Source organism: Methanosarcina barkeri 3, assembly GCF_000970305.1.
In the GTDB taxonomy this organism is placed as follows: Archaea; Halobacteriota; Methanosarcinia; order Methanosarcinales; family Methanosarcinaceae; genus Methanosarcina; species Methanosarcina barkeri_A.
On sequence record NZ_CP009517.1, the window covers coordinates 46,292 to 63,161 of the forward strand.

General features: G+C 43.7%; 7 protein-coding genes, 1 tRNA gene and 3 rRNA genes. 5 read left to right on the forward strand and 6 right to left on the reverse strand.

Annotated elements, in window-relative coordinates:
- Nucleotides 1-231 precede the first annotated feature (231 nt).
- The 4 genes from MSBR3_RS00215 to MSBR3_RS00230 all read right to left on the reverse strand — a co-directional run bounded on the left by MSBR3_RS00215 (nucleotide 232) and on the right by MSBR3_RS00230 (nucleotide 5,786).
- A complete protein-coding gene (locus MSBR3_RS00215; RefSeq protein WP_048109808.1) occupies nucleotides 232-2,229 on the reverse strand; it encodes a YgiQ family radical SAM protein in 1,998 nt (665 codons plus the stop codon).
- A 336-nt stretch (nucleotides 2,230-2,565) separates the two neighbouring features.
- Nucleotides 2,566-3,207 (reverse strand): MBL fold metallo-hydrolase, encoded by a 642-nt coding sequence (locus MSBR3_RS00220; protein ID WP_048105622.1) that lies wholly within the window; start codon nucleotides 3,205-3,207, stop codon nucleotides 2,566-2,568.
- A gap of 163 nt (nucleotides 3,208-3,370) precedes the next feature.
- On the reverse strand, nucleotides 3,371-4,129 hold the full coding sequence (locus tag MSBR3_RS00225) for a TatD family hydrolase (protein ID WP_230627630.1): 759 nt from the start codon (nucleotides 4,127-4,129) through the stop codon (nucleotides 3,371-3,373).
- Between the two features lie 148 nt (nucleotides 4,130-4,277).
- Nucleotides 4,278-5,786 carry a 2-isopropylmalate synthase gene (locus MSBR3_RS00230; protein WP_048105624.1) on the reverse strand — a complete coding sequence of 503 codons (1,509 nt, stop codon included), beginning with the start codon at nucleotides 5,784-5,786 and terminating at the stop codon, nucleotides 4,278-4,280.
- 836 nt (nucleotides 5,787-6,622) lie between these two features.
- On the opposite strand from MSBR3_RS00230, the gene MSBR3_RS00235 reads away from it, so the two are divergent.
- The 5 genes from MSBR3_RS00235 to MSBR3_RS00255 all read left to right on the forward strand — a co-directional run bounded on the left by MSBR3_RS00235 (nucleotide 6,623) and on the right by MSBR3_RS00255 (nucleotide 13,053).
- A 16S ribosomal RNA gene (locus tag MSBR3_RS00235) occupies nucleotides 6,623-8,101 on the forward strand.
- A gap of 84 nt (nucleotides 8,102-8,185) precedes the next feature.
- Nucleotides 8,186-8,258 (forward strand) — tRNA-Ala (locus MSBR3_RS00240).
- Nucleotides 8,259-8,376: 118 nt separating this feature from the next.
- Nucleotides 8,377-11,279 (forward strand): 23S ribosomal RNA (locus tag MSBR3_RS00245).
- A gap of 78 nt (nucleotides 11,280-11,357) precedes the next feature.
- Nucleotides 11,358-11,479 (forward strand): 5S ribosomal RNA (gene rrf, locus MSBR3_RS00250).
- The 16S, 23S and 5S rRNA genes sit together here with 1 tRNA gene alongside, the layout of an rRNA operon.
- A 578-nt stretch (nucleotides 11,480-12,057) precedes the next feature.
- Nucleotides 12,058-13,053 carry a TIGR03557 family F420-dependent LLM class oxidoreductase gene (locus tag MSBR3_RS00255; RefSeq protein ID WP_048105625.1) on the forward strand — a complete coding sequence of 332 codons (996 nt, stop codon included), beginning with the start codon at nucleotides 12,058-12,060 and terminating at the stop codon, nucleotides 13,051-13,053.
- A gap of 238 nt (nucleotides 13,054-13,291) precedes the next feature.
- Here the strand turns inward: MSBR3_RS00255 and MSBR3_RS00260 are convergent, their stop codons facing one another.
- Together MSBR3_RS00260 and MSBR3_RS00265 are read right to left on the reverse strand one after the other, a co-directional pair.
- Nucleotides 13,292-14,602 carry a glutathione-independent formaldehyde dehydrogenase gene (locus MSBR3_RS00260; RefSeq protein WP_048109809.1) on the reverse strand — a complete coding sequence of 437 codons (1,311 nt, stop codon included), beginning with the start codon at nucleotides 14,600-14,602 and terminating at the stop codon, nucleotides 13,292-13,294.
- Between the two features lie 443 nt (nucleotides 14,603-15,045).
- Nucleotides 15,046-15,429, reverse strand: a complete 384-nt coding sequence (locus MSBR3_RS00265; RefSeq protein WP_230627632.1) for a hypothetical protein — start codon at nucleotides 15,427-15,429, stop codon at nucleotides 15,046-15,048.
- Nucleotides 15,430-16,870: the final 1,441 nt, after the last annotated feature.

The following is a 16,870-nucleotide window of genomic DNA, read 5'->3' on the forward strand; positions in this document are numbered from 1 at the left end:
AATGGCAACAACTCAAACCTTAACTTGATAATTCCAGGGTATATAGGAATATTGGATTTTTGACTGATTATTCACATCAAACGTAAAAAATAGTAAGAAACAAATAGGCAAAATTAACAGATATTTTTACAGAGGTTTTACAACAAAACCTATGTATCACAAATTAGAATTTACAGAACTTTCAGTATACTACATTGATTTACTTTAATTTCTACACGAACAACTTTACCTTTACCACTTACCTTTCCTTCTTATCAAACACTTATGTGCATTTCCCACAAGGTCAAGTCTTCCTGCCTTCTCCAGAGCTTCATATACAAGCTCGTAATTTGCAGGGTTCCTGTAGTGCATAAGGGCTCGCTGCATAGCTTTTTCTTTCTTACCTTTTGCAACGTATACTTTTTTGCCTGTGAACGGGTCCAGTCCTGTATAATACATACATGTCGAAACGGTCATAGGCGTTGGGGTGAAGTCCTGAACCTGTTCGGTGTAGCCTCCATGGTCCCGTACATACTCTGCCATCTCTATCATATCTTCAAGAGTACAAGCCGGATGTCCTGACATCAGGTAGTTTACGATGTACTGTTCTTTGCCGCACTTCCGGTTGAGAGCTGTAAATTTCTGGGTAAACTTTTCGTAAACTTCCTTTCCTGGCTTGCACATTGCATCTGTAACCTGCCTCGAAAAATGTTCAGGTGCGATTCGCAATTGGCCGCTGATATGGTAAGCACAAAGTTCTTCGAGGTATTCTTCGTCCTTAAGTGCCAGATCATAGCGCACGCCGTAACCTGTAAAGACTTGCTTGACTCCCGGAAGTTCGCGCAGGCGGCGTAAGAGTTCGAGCAGCTTTTTGTGGCTGGTATCCAGAGCAGGGCAAACGCGAGGATAAAGGCAGGACTTGTCCAGGCAGGCTCCTTTCTTTTCCCAGGTTTTACACTCCATGCCGTACATGTTTGCACTCGGGCCGCCGACTCCGTTTATAATGCCCTTGAAATCAGGTTTTTCAGTCAGCTTTTTTGCTTCACGCAGGACAGATTCGATGCTGCGGCTTGCAATCATACGCCCCTGGTGCTCCGTAATTGCACAGAAAGCGCAGCCTCCGAAGCATCCCCTGTGCGTTGTCAGGGAAAATTTAACCATTTCCAGGGCAGGAACAGGTTCGGCGTAGGAAGGGTGAGTTTCGCCAGTGAACGGCAGTTCATATACATGGTCCATTTCAGACTCTGTAAGGAGGCGCATTGGCTTATTCTGCACGATTACGGTTTTCGGGTGAGGTTGAATGACCCCTTTTCCAGTAACAGGGTTCTGTTCCGCAAAATACATTCGAAAAGCTTTTGCAAAGGCCGTTTTATCCTGAGAAACCTCTGAAAAGGAAGGAATTTCGAGATATTGTTTTAAAAATGTGGCTGCGTCCTCAGCTATCTTTTCGTTCTTTTGTTCCGACTTTTCCTTTTCCGTTACTTCCTGTTCCGATTTTTCCTTTTTCAGTTCTTCCTGTTCCGATTTTTCCTTTTTCAGTTCTTCCTGTTCCGATCTTTTCTTTTCCGACGTTTCTTTTTCCGATTTTTCCGGTTCCTGTTTATATGGCCTGTTATCTGACTTTTCGGCTCTCTCTTTGAGTTCTTTCCAGGCTTTAACTTCCATTTTCCAGACTGTACCCGGAATATTTCTGATATTTCTGATATCTTCTCCGGCTTGCAGCCTTTTTGCAATTTCCACGATCTGAAGCTCTCCCATACCGTAGACTATGAGGTCAGCAGGTGCGTCAGCCAGAATGGATTGCCTGACCTTATCCGAAAGATAATCGTAATGAGCAAAACGACGTAAGGAAGCTTCAATGCCCCCAAGAACTATAGGCACTTCAGGGAAAGCCTCTTTTATCCTGTTTGAGTAAATTATCACGGCACGGTTCGGACGAAGCCCTGCTCTGCCTCCAGGGGAATAAGCATCCTTATTTCGCAGTTTCAGGCCTGGAGTCAGGTTGCTGACCATTGAATCGGTATTTCCTGCACTTACGGAAAAAAAGAGTCTGGGTTTTCCAAGTTTTTTGAAATCTTCAGGGCTGTCCCAGCGCGGCTGGGCAATTACTCCCACTCTAAAACCGGCGTCTTCAAGAACTCTTCCTATTATTGCCGTGCCAAAACTGGAATGATCTACATAAGCATCCCCGGAAATCAGAATAATATCAAGTTCTTTCCAGCCTCGAGCTTTCATTTCTTCAAGGCTCATCGGAAGAAATTTCGATACAGGTATGCGGGAAGAAATGGTTTTTTCTTTTCTTTCCTTCTTTCTGCATTTGGTTTCGGATTTTTTTCCGGGTTTTTTTCCTGTTTCTATCGGTGATTTTCCTGCTTCTATCTTTTCAGGTCTTATCACAGATTTTGCTCTGAGTTCCACTCCATTTTTCGTTTTTTGTCTTAATTCAGCTTTTTTTGCCTCCAAAAAACCAGTTTTCCTGCTTGATTTTTCTTTATTCGGCTTTTCAGAGTTTAAGCTCTTATTTCTTTTTGTAACTGCTATATTTTTGTCCATAATTTGCTTTAAGATCCCTTATTCTCGTATTTTTTATTCGCCCATCATCATTTTTAACATTCTGTACGAGGCCATAATCTGGTTGTTTCCATCTCTATCCGTAGGAGCTCCATGTCCAGAATACAGAGCTTTTACATCCAGTTTTGTGAGTTTTTCTATTGAGCTAGCCATTTTTTCAGGTTCCGAGCCCTCAAAGTCCATTCTTCCGAAACCCCCACCTGGAAACACAGTATCCCCTGAAAAAAGACTTTTTGAGACTGGTTCATAGAGGCAGATACTTCCTTTTGAATGACCCGGCGTATGGATTACTTCCAGATATTCCCCATTTCCGATATCAATTTTATCTCCTTCTTCATATGTAATTGTGGGCCTGACCTCAGGAGCTCGCTCTCCAAAAATCACAGCCACACTGAGGTACTCATCGTTTATGCCTTCCAGGTCAGCTTTATGTATTCCGATTTTTGCACCGCTTTTTTCTGCAATAGCTGCGGCTGCTGCGGTATGATCATAATGGCAATGTGTGAGGACTATTAATTCAATGTCAGTCAGCTTTATATATTTCTCCAGTTGCTTGATAATCAGGTCGCTATTCATTCCTGCATCAATCAGGATTTTTCCATTTACCAGATAGACACTTGAATCGTAAGCTGTAGGGCAAATGTACCGGACTTCCATAGTTCTTCCTCTTTCACTTCTTCTTCTTCTTCTTCTTCTTCTTCTTTTATTACTTCTTTTTACTCTTATTCTGTGCCTCTTTTCCTTTTTTCCTCGTTCTAGTTTTTTGAACTTTTATGTTATTTTCTAGCTTATTCTTTGCTTTTGATATATGTCTGAAAATTTAGATATTAAAAACTCTTCGTGTATTTTCGGTAGTGGATTTTGCAATCTCTGCCGGCTCCATATCTTTAAGTTGTGCTACTACCGGAACGGAATCTACTATGAAGGCAGGCTCGTTTCTGCCTTTGCGGGGAGAAAGGAAGGGACTGTCGGTTTCCAGAAGCAGGTTTTCGAGCGGCACGTCTTCTGCAAGAGTCTGGTGATGTTCAGAAAAGCAGACAAGAGTTGCCAGGGAGATATAGTATCCCATATCCACAATTTCTCGCATGGTCTCAACAGAACCGCTATAGCAGTGATAGATAACCATATCCACGTCTTTAATAAGCTTCAGAACTTCTGCTTCAGCCAGTCGAGCGTGCACTATAAGAGGTTTTTCAAGATCTTTTGCAAGCTCAATAACTTTTTCGAACGCAGCAGTTTGTCTCTTACGTTCCTCTTCGGTTTTACAGTCTTGAAAATCCAGTCCTGCTTCTCCGATTCCAACTGCTTTTTCTACATTGGCTTCAATCTGGGCAAGAATGTCATTTATCTCTTCATCCGTACCTTCCCTGCCAATATCAGGACTCAGGCCAAGTGTAGCATGAATATCTTCATTTGTTTCAGCAAGTTCAAGGCTAATGCGATTTCCTTTCAGGGAAATTCCGGAGTTGACCATTCCGACAATTCCTGCCTCTCTAGCTCGGAGAATAGTCTCTTCCCTATCACGATTAAATTTAGGAAAATCAAGATGACAATGAGAATCAATAATTGGATAAGGCATGGATCTGTATTCCATCTCATTTTATTTACTTTTTACACATGATTATGGATACAGACCCGAAAATGAGCATACAGCTCTTATCCGATTTTTTGTTTTTAATTATTGAACCAAAGACAGCCAGTCTGTTTTAGCCAGCCCAGTTGTCAATTTAGTTTTTTTCTTCTCTCTTATACAGCAGGTTCATAGCATTTACAAGGGCTTCTACAGAGGCCATAACTATGTCCGGGTTTGCGGACCTTGCAGTTACAATCCTGCCTTTCTCATTTTCGAGACCTATGTATACATCTGCAAGAGCATCTGCTCCACCTGTAATTGCATCGATCCTGAACTCCTGGAGTCTGAAGTGATTACTTTCTCCCAGGATGTCTCTTACTGCTTTGAGGGCGGCATCTACAGGGCCAACTCCTGTCTTTGCTGCAATTATTTCTTTGCCTTCGATATCTGCTTTGACTACTGCAGTTGGTGTCAGGATATTTCCTGTCATTACGGAAACTTCTTTGAGTTTAATCAGTTCATCTTCCGAACTTGCTTTCCCTAGCACGGCAGAGGCAACAGCATAAAGATCCGCATCTGTGATCTGCTTCCCTTTATTTGCAATCTCCTTAATTCTGGATACAATCTCATCAAGCTGCTTGTCATTGCTGATTATGCCTGCAGATTCAAGAGACTGCTTGACTGCATGTTTACCTGTGTGCTTACCAAGAACAATACGCCGTCTGTGTCCTACCATTTCCGGTGTCATTATCCCTGGTTCAAAAGTATCGGATTTTTCGAGTACTCCCTGACTGTGGATTCCCGACTCATGGGAGAAAGCGTTTTGACCTACGACAGGTGTATTTGGTGGCAGCCTGATTCCAGTATAGTTTTCAATCATTTTCGAGGTTTCTACAAGATATTCAGTGCGAATATTCGTCTTTGCCCCGTAGATTGAGGTCAGACTCATGACTGTCTGAGAAAGATCGGCGTTTCCTGCCCTTTCACCTATTCCGTTTATCGTAACCTGAACTTGCGATGCGCCTGCTTCTACTGCCATGAGACTGTTTGCTACAGCAAGCCCGAAATCGTTATGGCAGTGTACATCAATAGGAATCGTTATTTCAGCCGCGATATCCTTTATCTGCCTGTACATTGCCGATGGAACCATAACCCCAACAGTGTCCGGCACGTTAATGATATCACATCCTGCTTCCTGCACTGCTTTGAAAACCTCTATGAGATATTCAGGTTCGGTTCTCGTAGCGTCCATTGCAGAAAACATGCATTTTCTCCCATTATCTTTAATGTACTGGACAGCTTCCACAGCCATTTGAATTACTTCTTCCTGGCTTTTTTTGATGGTATATGTCCGCTGTACTTCAGAAGTGGGAACGAATGTATGCACAAGTCCTACATCACTATCAAAACAGGCATCGATATCTTTTTTCAGTACACGGGCAAGTCCGCAAACCTCAAGGTCAAGTCCGGCATTAGAAATAGATTTTACAGAGTCTTTATCTCCTTCTGATGAGATAGGAAATCCAGCTTCTATAATGTCTACCCCGAGTTTGTCAAGTTGACAGGCAATTTCCAGCTTCTGGGCAGAAGTTAGAGATACCCCAGGGGTCTGTTCTCCGTCACGCAGTGTTGTGTCAAAAACAGTTACTTTTTTATTCTTCATAGGTTCGATGTAAAAATCGATCCCTTCTTTCAGTTGTTACATTCATGGTAATCATCTAGTTGAATGTAGATTTCTAGTATATAAATCCCACGAGAGTTTTTTAATATCTAAGTTTGAGTTTTGTTTTTGAACTTCTCGACGGAAAAGTATTTATACTAGATCCCCCATTCTAGGGTTGCTTCTCAAGGTGTCACACGACAACTAAGAGAATGAAAAACGAAACTTGAAAAACGGGACTTGAAAAACGGAATTCAAAGGTGCCGAAAAAACGAATCTGAAAAACGGAAACAGAAGGCGCCTGTAAGCATTGTTTTTTGAAACAATGACTCATAAAAACGGATAAAGTTAAGGATTCGAAAGTACAACTCTTTTGAAATCTTTTAACTCTTCTCATTTCCCTCTTTCAAAATTGTTTAATCTCCTTTGCAGGAGAAGCTTTATATACAATAAATGCGTTGTATATCTTCCTCGTATAAATTCAATGTACTGAGGAAAGTAATACAAAGCTTTATATACAAGAAATCCCTTGTATGTATCCCTCACACAAAGCGATTGTGTCGAGGGGAATAACACAAAGCTTTATATACAAGAAATGCCTTGTATAAGTCCCTGCGCGAACTGATTGCGTAGGTAAAAAAATCACAAATCTCTTTCATCTTTTAATGGAGTCAGGAGTTTTTTCCTGTCTGACGAGGATTTTGTCGGTTCGGTTAATTCTGGGCGGTGAGAGTTTTTCATAACACATCATCGCGAAACTGAAATAACTGAATTGATAGTTGTTAGTGCAAGTTTCTGCGACCAAGACCTTTAATTTTGAAGTGTGCGATACATTAACAATTCTGGTTGATCCTGCCAGAGGTTACTGCTATCGGTGTTCGCCTAAGCCATGCGAGTCATATGTTCTTCGTGAACATGGCGTACTGCTCAGTAACACGTGGATAACCTGCCCTTGGGTCCGGCATAACCCCGGGAAACTGGAGATAATTCCGGATAACGCACATATGCTGGAATGCTTTATGCGTAAAATGGATTCGTCTGCCCAAGGATGGGTCTGCGGCCTATCAGGTAGTAGTGGGTGTAATGTACCTACTAGCCAACAACGGGTACGGGTTGTGAGAGCAAGAGCCCGGAGATGGATTCTGAGACATGAATCCAGGCCCTACGGGGCGCAGCAGGCGCGAAAACTTTACAATGCGGGAAACCGTGATAAGGGGACACCGAGTGCCAGCGTCATACGCTGGCTGTCCAGGTGTGTAAAATACACCTGTTAGCAAGGGCCGGGCAAGACCGGTGCCAGCCGCCGCGGTAACACCGGCGGCCCGAGTGGTGATCGTGATTATTGGGTCTAAAGGGTCCGTAGCCGGTTTGGTCAGTCCTCCGGGAAATCTGATAGCTCAACTATTAGGCTTTCGGGGGATACTGCCAGACTTGGAACCGGGAGAGGTAAGAGGTACTACAGGGGTAGGAGTGAAATCTTGTAATCCCTGTGGGACCACCTGTGGCGAAGGCGTCTTACCAGAACGGGTTCGACGGTGAGGGACGAAAGCTGGGGGGCACGAACCGGATTAGATACCCGGGTAGTCCCAGCCGTAAACGATGCTCGCTAGGTGTCAGGCATGGCGCGACCGTGTCTGGTGCCGCAGGGAAGCCGTGAAGCGAGCCACCTGGGAAGTACGGCCGCAAGGCTGAAACTTAAAGGAATTGGCGGGGGAGCACAACAACGGGTGGAGCCTGCGGTTTAATTGGACTCAACGCCGGACAACTCACCGGGGACGACAGCAAAATGTAGGCCAGGCTGAAGACCTTGCCTGAATCGCTGAGAGGAGGTGCATGGCCGTCGCCAGTTCGTACTGTGAAGCATCCTGTTAAGTCAGGCAACGAGCGAGACCCGTGCCCACTGTTACCAGCATATCCTCCGGGATGATGGGTACTCTGTGGGGACCGCCGGTGTTAAATCGGAGGAAGGTGCGGGCCACGGTAGGTCAGTATGCCCCGAATTTCCCGGGCTACACGCGGGCTACAATGAATGGGACAATGGGTCCCTCCCCTGAAAAGGGCTGGTAATCTCACAAACCCATCCTTAGTTCGGATCGAGGGCTGTAACTCGCCCTCGTGAAGCTGGAATCCGTAGTAATCGCGTTTCAATATAGCGCGGTGAATACGTCCCTGCTCCTTGCACACACCGCCCGTCAAACCACCCGAGTGAGGTATGGGTGAGGGCACGAACTTTGTGTCGTGTTCGAACCTGTGCTTTGCAAGGGGGGTTAAGTCGTAACAAGGTAGCCGTAGGGGAATCTGCGGCTGGATCACCTCCTAAGCATAAAAAACCCACCACCCAGATGCCGATAAACCGACAAAACCTCAATCCAGAGATCCTTTGTGGATCTCTTGTCTCTCTCGGGCTTGTAGATCAGTTGGAAGATCGCTGCCTTTGCAAGGCAGAGGCCCTGGGTTCGAATCCCAGCAAGTCCATTTTTGTGCACCCGGAAAGTAAATTTCCGGGGAAGGACGGATTGCCTGTGTTGACACGCAGGTACATGAAGTCATGTATAGGTGCTGTATACTGGACGCTTACTGGACCTGGTTAGGATACACAGGAATTATGCTATCAGGTGGATGGCTCGGCTCAAGAGCTGATGAAGGACGTGCCAAGCTGCGATAAGCCCGGGGTAGGTGCAAGGAGCCTATGAACCCGGGATCTCCGAATGGGACCTCTCCATAGTGATCAGTAATGATCGGGAACGCTCCGAATTGAAACATCTCAGTAGGAGCAGGAAAAGAAATCAAACGAGATACCGTGAGTAACGGCGAGTGAAAACGGCACAGTTCAAACCGAATCCCTTCACAGGGAAATGTGGTGTTGTAGGGCTGTTCAAACGTCTGGCGGCTAAACAGAACTTGCCTGAAACGGCAGACCATAGAGTGTGACAGTCACGTATGTGTAAACCAATAGACCGGAACATGTCCCTGAGTACCGTGCGTCGGATATCGTGCGGGAATCCGGGGGGCACCAACCTCCAAAACTAAATACTACTTGAGACCGATAGCGAAATAGTAGGGTGACCGAACGCTGAAAAGTACCCCGAGAAGGGAGGTGCAAAGTGCCTGAAACCTGATAGTGATGGAACGATACGGCATGAAAGGAACTTTGATATGAAGGAAACATTCGCGAGAATGCTGTACGAATATCACTGCCAGTGTCGTATCTTACGTTTTGAAGAACGGGCCAGGGAGTTTATCTTGGTGGCAATGGCTAACCTTATATTTGGGCAGCCGAAGCGAAAGCAACATGTGCGCAGCCCTCGGGCGAGGCACGACGTATACAAGTGCGTGGAGTCACCGGGGTAAGACCCGAAGCCGGGTGATCTAGGCGTGGGCAGGTTGAAGCGTGGCGAAAGCTACGTGGAGGACCGCAAGCGGTGTTGATCTGCAAATCATTCGTGTGACCTGCGTCTCGTAGTGAAATGCTAATCTAACCCGGCATCCGCTGGTTCCTTCCGAAACATGTCGCAGCATGACCTGACTGGAGATCGTCGGTGGAGTAGAGCACTGATTAGCGGTTCCGGGGGGGAAACCCCTCGCCCGCCTGTCAAACTCCAAACCCACCGTCATCGTAGAAAGTCGGAGTCCGGACTGCTGGGGTAAGCTTGTAGTCCGTAAGGGAGACAACCCAGCCCGTGGTTAAGGTCCCCAAGTGTCGACTAAGTGTAAACGCTAAAGGGCGTCCCAAGCCCAAGACAGCTGGAAGGTTAGCTTAGAAGCAGCTACCCTTCAAAGAGTGCGTAACAGCTCACCAGTCGAGGTTTGGGGCCCCGAAAATTGACGGGGCTCAAGTCGACCACCGATACCACGGAGTACCGTAAGGTAATCTCGTAGGAAGGCGTTGCGTTCGGACTGAAGCAGGGCTGTGAAGTCCTGTGGACCGTTCGCAAACGAAAATCCTGGTAATAGTAGCAGCAAAGCAGGGTGAGAATCCCTGCCGCCGAAGGGGCCAGGTTTCCTCGGCAATGATCGTCAGCCGAGGGTTAGTCGGTCCTAAGACGTACCGTAACTCGAGTACGCCGAAAGGGAAACAGGTTAATATTCCTGTACCATTTAGCAATCCGTCTGACGTCTCAGGGCAGGCCGAGCGGCGTCGTCGCGCCGTCTAAGCAGCGAACCCCGTGGAGAGCCGTAATGGCGAGAAGCGGGCGAATCTGTTATGGCTAAAGTCGGCTGCACCCAGGGACCCGTGAAAAGGCCGCTAAATGTCCGTACCGAGATCTGACACTGGTGCCCCTAGCTGAAAAGGCTAAGGCGTGTCGGAGTAATTCAGTTAAGGGAATTCGGCAAATTAGCTCCGTAACTTCGGGATAAGGAGTGCCTGCTGTGAAGACAGCAGGTCGCAGTGACCAGGGGGCTCTAACTGTCTAATACCAACATAGGAGATTGCAAACCCGTAAGGGCTAGTACAATCTCTGAATCCTGCTCAGTGCAGGTACCTGAAACCCCGGCTCAACGGGAAGAAGGGCCTGTAAACAGCGGGGGTAACTATGACCCTCTTAAGGTAGCGTAGTACCTTGTCGCTTAATTGGCGACTTGCATGAATGGATCAATGAGAGCCCCACTGTCCCTAACTGGAATCCGGTGAAGCTTACATTCTAGTGCACAGTCTAGAGACCTCTAGGGGGAAGTGAAGACCCCGTGGAGCTTTACTGCAGCCTGTCGCTGGGTTGTGGTTCTGGATGTACAGAGTAGGTAGGAGGCGTCGAAGCGGGTGCGCCAGCATCCGTGGAGCCACAATTGGGACACTACCCTTCTGGGACTACGACCCTAACTCTGAGAAGAGGACCCCGATAGGTGGGCAGTTTGCCTGGGGCGGGACGCCCTTGAAAAGATATCAAGGGCGCGCAATGGTTGACTCAAGTGGGTCGGAAACTCACTGAAGAGTGCAAGAGCATAAGTCAGCCTGACGTTATTCAGCATAGCAGTGGATGACGAGACGAAAGTCGGCTCTAGCGAACTTTTGAGCCTCCTTGGTGGGGGCCAAAAATGACAGAAAAGTTACCCCGGGGATAATTGAGTCGTTGCCGGCAAGAGTACATATCGACCCGGCAGCTTGCTACCTCGATGTCGGTTCTTTCCATCCTGGCCGTGCAGCAGCGGCCAAGGGTGAGGTTGTTCGCCTATTAAAGGAGATCGTGAGCTGGGTTTAGACCGTCGTGAGACAGGTCGGTTACTATCTACTAGAGGTGTTTGAGGTCTGCGGGTAAGCTGCTTTTAGTACGAGAGGAACCAAGCAGCGGCGCCCCTGGTGTACCGGTTGTCTGACAAGGCATCGCCGGGCAGCTACGCGCTTCGGAATAAGAGCTGAATGCATCTAAGCTCGAAATCTTTCCTAAAAAGAGACCTCATTAAGGATTCCGGTAAAAGACCGGTTTGATAGAAACGGGATGTAAGCACCAAGGCAACGAGGTGTTCAGTCCGCGTTCACTAATTATCCGTTCCTTTCCAAGTCAGGTCCAGGCGAAATCCAGTAATGCAGCACTTTATACATGACTTTTCATTTTCCAATCCTTCTTATATGTTGAGTATGGCGGCCATAGCGGCAGTGCAACTCCTGTACCCATCCCGAACACAGTAGATAAGCCTGCCCGCGTTCCTTACTGTACTGAAGTGTGCGAGCCTTCGGGAACTCTGGATCGCTGCCATGCTCACCTTATAATACTTTACTTTTCCATGGCTTTTTTAAAAATTAGTTCTTTTAGATTATTGTATATTTTGATTCTTGCATATATCAAATTTTGATTCTTTTATATCTTAAATTTTGATTCTAGCATATTTCTTAAGTTATTTTTACTGCTTTTGTATACTCAATCTGTGAAATTTGCTTACTCTTTGTTGCTTTCTTCTGCTTGAACGAGCCAAGAGAGTGAAACAGACCTCGTGCTCCCGAAGCGAAACTCGGGTGTGCAAGCCTTCGGGAATAGCCATGAAGCCAAATAAACGTAGAAAGTCAACAAACGTAGAAAGTTTACAAACGAAATTAATATCCAGCAGTTAAAGAAAGTTAGTTAATAGAAACTTGCTCCTTGAAATTTAATGAAGACAGTGACTGATGTTTTTCCATACAACTGAATGGCTATCTCATTATACTATTTCGTTCCTTAAACTCCATAGTGATCCTGTCATGCAGGCATAATAAAAATTGGAATAATATTTTGAATCTGAATATGATTATTAAATATAAATTATATTTTTTAATTATATAAATGTTGATGGGGGAGTAAAATTGCTTAAATTAGGATATAAGATCGCACCTGAACAGTTCCCTCCTTCCGAGTTGCTGCAACAGGTAATAGCTGCTGAAAAGGCAGGCTTTGAGAGTATTGATGCCAGCGATCATTTTCATCCCTGGAGTGAAGAAGGGCAGGCCTGTTTTATCTGGAGCTGGCTTGGTGCAGCAGCTGCGAGTACCCAAAATATCGAACTTGGAACAGGTCTGACCTGCCCTATCCTGCGCTATAATCCTGCAGTTATTGCTCAGGCTGCTGCGACCGTATCTTCACTTGCCGAAGGAAGGACCTATCTTGCTGTTGGAACTGGAGAGGCTTTAAATGAATACTCCGTAACCTTAGAATGGCCTGAGTATGATGAACGTCAGATCCGCATGATAGAAGCAATAGAACTTATCCGCAGACTCTGGACAGGGGATAAGGTCAGTTTTGACGGGTGCTACTATCAAACAAAAAAGGCCAAATTATATACTCTGCCAAAAAATGAAATTCCGATCTATATTTCTTCTTTAGTGCCTGAAAGTGCATATATTGCAGGCTATTATGGGGACGGTCTTTTAACTGTAGGAGGTGGAGAGGGCCTGGAAAAACCTAAACAAATCCTCTCCGAATTTGAAAAGGGGGCCAGGGACTCAGGAAAAGATGTTGAAAGTTTACCGAAGGCAATAGAAATATCTGTTGAATACGGAATAGACATTGAAGCATCTATTGAGAATTTTATGAAACTCTGGTCAGGAGCCGCAGTTCCTGCTCTTTTCGTAAATAAGATTTATACTCCCGAAATGTCTGCTCAAAATGGAAAAGTTGTGGGCCCTGAAACAATTAAGAAACAGGGTTGTTTTTCCGAAAATCCGGAAGATCACATCAAATTTATAAAAAAATATATTGAAGCAGGTTTCACCCATATATATGTTCATTCAAAAGCCTCGGACCAGATAGCTTTCATCAAAGCTTACGGAAAAGATGTTTTGCCGGCATTAAAAGAGACATGACTGATATTCTAAAAAACATAATTACATAAAATGTCGAATAAGTGAAAGCGGTTATTCCACTTTCACTTTCTCCCCTCCCTCTGAACAGCACTTGAAAGTTTTCCTCATACGGCTGAGTATTTTTTACATTACATCTAAGTGTCTTCTTACACTATGTCTGAGTGTCTTCTTACACTATGTCTGAGTGTCTTCTTACACTATGGCTGAATGTTTTTTTACACTCTTGATTCTAAAGATCTTACTTTTGAGGTTTGATTATCACCTTTGTATAGCCGTTTGCACGTTGATCAAATTCCCTATAGGCTTCAGGCACTTCATCAAAGGAGATCCTGTGGCTCACTATAAAACTGGGCTTTGCTTGTCCTCCAATTATCATATCTCTGAGCATTTCCTGGATTGCTTTTACTGGTGTCTGGCCAGTTCCAACGCTCATGCCTTTTTCCCAGAGCTGTCCAAAGGGAAGCATATATTCCCCTTTCTTGGCGTGTTCATCAGAGGCTCCAGGATCGTTTGACATGAAAACGCCGATAACTCCAAGATGCCCGGTGGGATTGATTAACCTTATCAGGTCGTCTAACACCTGTGTAGGTTTTTCTTTTGAGGGATCATTTCTGTCCCTGGCCTGATAGCCAACCGCATCAATGCCGCACATTACTCCTTTCATTTTTTCCTCCCCTGGCAGCCATGACCCAATAATTGCCGGGTTTCCAGCCCTCATTATCTCAATTTCGGTCACAGGATCGTTACCTGAAGGATCCATGCTACCCAGGACTGTTGCCATTTTTTGCTCCTCTGGTGGCATTGGCTCTGAAGTTCCCTCTTTCTCACTTAGTATCGCCTTAATCTGGGCTACAGGGTCACTTTTGGTAAAATCAATAGGTATAGCACCTATATCCTTAACAAGATCCAGTCTCTCAGGGATGTAATCAACTACAAATACCTGAGCTGCTCCTTGAAGCAGTGCTGAATAAGCTGTAAGCAAACCAACAGGTCCGGCACCGAAAACTGCGACTGAAGCTCCGGGCTGTAGCATAGCTAGCTTGGTGGCATAGTAGCCAGTTGGAAAGATATCAGCCAGCAGGACAAAATCATCTTCCCATTTATCCCCTGCAGTTCCCGGTAATTTGGTACAGTTAAGATCTGCGAACGGTACTCTCAACATTTCAGCCTGTGCCCCTCTATATGGGCCCATTTTAGCATATCCAAATGCTCCACCTGCAATCTCTGGATTAACAGTCAGGCAAGCGCTCGTAAAGCCTCTAACGCAGTTAAAGCAGTGCCCACAGGCAATGTTAAAGGTGACAACAACGCGGTCTCCTTTCTTAAAAGATGTAACAGCATCTCCAACTTCCTCTACAACTCCAAGAGGCTCGTGCCCAAGTACAGTACCGGGTTCTGCAACTGTCCTTCCGTCATACATATGAAGGTCGCTTCCGCAAATGGCAGTTGAAGTGAGCTTGATAATAGCATCTCTGGGATTCTCTATCTTTGGATCATCGACCTCTTCTACGGCGACATCTTTTGGTCCTTTATATACAACAGCTCTCATAACTTCCCCCCACATTCCATAAAGGTCCTCTATCGGTTTTTTATATTTGTTTTAAGAAAATAGGGTGACCTTTATGGGTAACCTTTATTGCAATAACTACTCCTTATTGCAATGGCTGCTCCTTATTGCAATGGCTACTTCGTAATCCAATTATTTATTCTTCGTTTTTTATAATTAATGTTTTTATATTATTTTTTGGATTTATTTATTTGTTATAGAACTTGACATAAGAATATGAAAATATAATAACAGCGGCTATTGCATGCAAAAAAATGAATTCAAGTAAACTAAAAAAAGTAAAAAATTATCGACGTCATACAATGGTGAGTACTCCCACGACTGAAGTCGCGGGCATCTAAGCTTTCGCTACAGACTGTAATCCCAGTCTGAGAATATTGATAGCAGCATTAAAATGACGGGATTAGCCCTTCTTTTTTCCTAAATCATGAAAGAGCAGGACTCAGGATTAGTGGGTCATTAGGCATCATATCTATGTCGATGGATAGTGTTAAGCCTAATAAATCCTTTGAAACAATTAGAGTCTTGGTGATATTGTTATCTAATGTGACTTTAATTTCTACTCCTGGCACCGGTGTAATTGGGAATTGGCTTCTTATAGTCTCCCTCGGTACTGAAATGTATGATTCATTAAATACAGAAACGTTTTGGGTATTAAATAATTCCACAGTAACTTCATGACTTGTATTACCCCAATTATTTATGAAAAAGGAATTTGTAATTTCACTATTAGCTTCTATTAGAGAACTATGCCACAAAAAATAGCTTAAAGTAATAAGAACTAACACAAGGCATATACTTACAACCAAACTCGAAATGTTCTTTTTTAGCATATTTCCAATTTCCTTTTTACAATCTAGAATTATACTTGTGTCCAGATTTCATGAAATCGTACATATAAAAATTACATAAATATCTCTTTTACAAATATATAAGCCTCTTAGAGCATGTATGATGTAGTTTGGGTGATGCTGGGAAACACTTCCAAACTCCATAAACTCCTTGTTATTGGTTCTTTATAAGTTTTGTATCCAGATTCTCTAACAATTCGATCTTCAAATTAATTTTGAGCCTATAAGTTACTTCTATATCTCTGATAATTTGATGATTGACCATAAGTATTTTATTTGGCAGATTGCCCCAAGTAAATTCCCACAGCATCAATAAAAAGTGAATAATTCTTTTATTAAAACGATACGCGTTAATTGTTTAACATCTATTCTAAAATTTTAACACGGTTCTAAAATTTAATGTGAAAATTTTTAAGACTTCAAAACTTCAGGGATTTTAGAAGTCAAGGATGAAATTTCAAGACTCATTCTTCTCGACAGTTCCTCTCTTTTTACATAAGTAGCAACTCTTTACAAACCCGCCATTCAAAAATATCTTCATTCTAATATGTTGTACGAAATCAACTATGAGCCTGCAAAGAAGTCCAAAAATAGCGCTATTCGATTTTTATAAACCAATAGCTGTTTAAATATCTAATTAACCCTTTTCAGCTTTGTTTGTTTTCTATAATATGTGCGCATGCGCTTATACGCATGTATTAATATACGCGAGTATGGACCTCTAAAGAAGCTACGCCTCATGAGAAAAGTACTATGAGGTAGCCGCTCCTGTGAATCGTAAACTAACATATTTCATCCAAATTTTCCAAACATAATCAGACAACTCAGCATATATGACAGCGAAAATAAAAAAGAATGCTATAATCAGTAGTTCTTTACTATTTTCATTCCTCAGGATTTCCCAAAAAGTAGGATTAATATAATAAAATATATGCAATTAGCCATATATTTCGAGTTGGTTTTTTTGAGAGTATCTGATCCCTGAAAAAAAACCAGCTACAGATAATACGACAAAACATGACATATAAAAAAGAAGAGAGTCATGAGAAAACAGATTTTCTAGTCTATTTATATAATACAGAGTTATATACATAAAAATAAGGGAGGAAGCCAGCAGCAAACCTCCCCAAAATCCAAATACACTGCATAGTATTCTTTTGTTCATTGAAATCAAACACTTGTAGCTGATTTTACTAAATTGTAGATCATTTGTATTCGGTTAAGATACGATCTATAAGAAATGTGTTATTTTTGTTGCCGCTTCTGTAAACCTAGAAATGTAAATCGAGATGTATAGATGATTTCAGTAGTCATTTTAACGTTAACAGGATCCTTAACCGGATACAAATGAATTGTAGATATTTAGCGGTTATCTTGTGTTACTGTTCATTGAAAATCG

What these genes read in the sequence shown, in the direction of transcription:
- MSBR3_RS00260 (WP_048109809.1), bottom strand. Translation starts at nt 14,602, where the DNA reads ATGAGAGCTGTTGTATATAAAGGACCAAAAGATGTCGCCGTAGAAGAG.
- MSBR3_RS00215 (WP_048109808.1), bottom strand. Translation starts at nt 2,229, where the DNA reads ATGAGCCTTGAAGAAATGAAAGCTCGAGGCTGGAAAGAACTTGATATT.
- MSBR3_RS00220 (WP_048105622.1), bottom strand. Translation starts at nt 3,207, where the DNA reads ATGGAAGTCCGGTACATTTGCCCTACAGCTTACGATTCAAGTGTCTAT.
- MSBR3_RS00230 (WP_048105624.1), bottom strand. Translation starts at nt 5,786, where the DNA reads ATGAAGAATAAAAAAGTAACTGTTTTTGACACAACACTGCGTGACGGA.
- MSBR3_RS00225 (WP_230627630.1), bottom strand. Translation starts at nt 4,129, where the DNA reads ATGCCTTATCCAATTATTGATTCTCATTGTCATCTTGATTTTCCTAAA.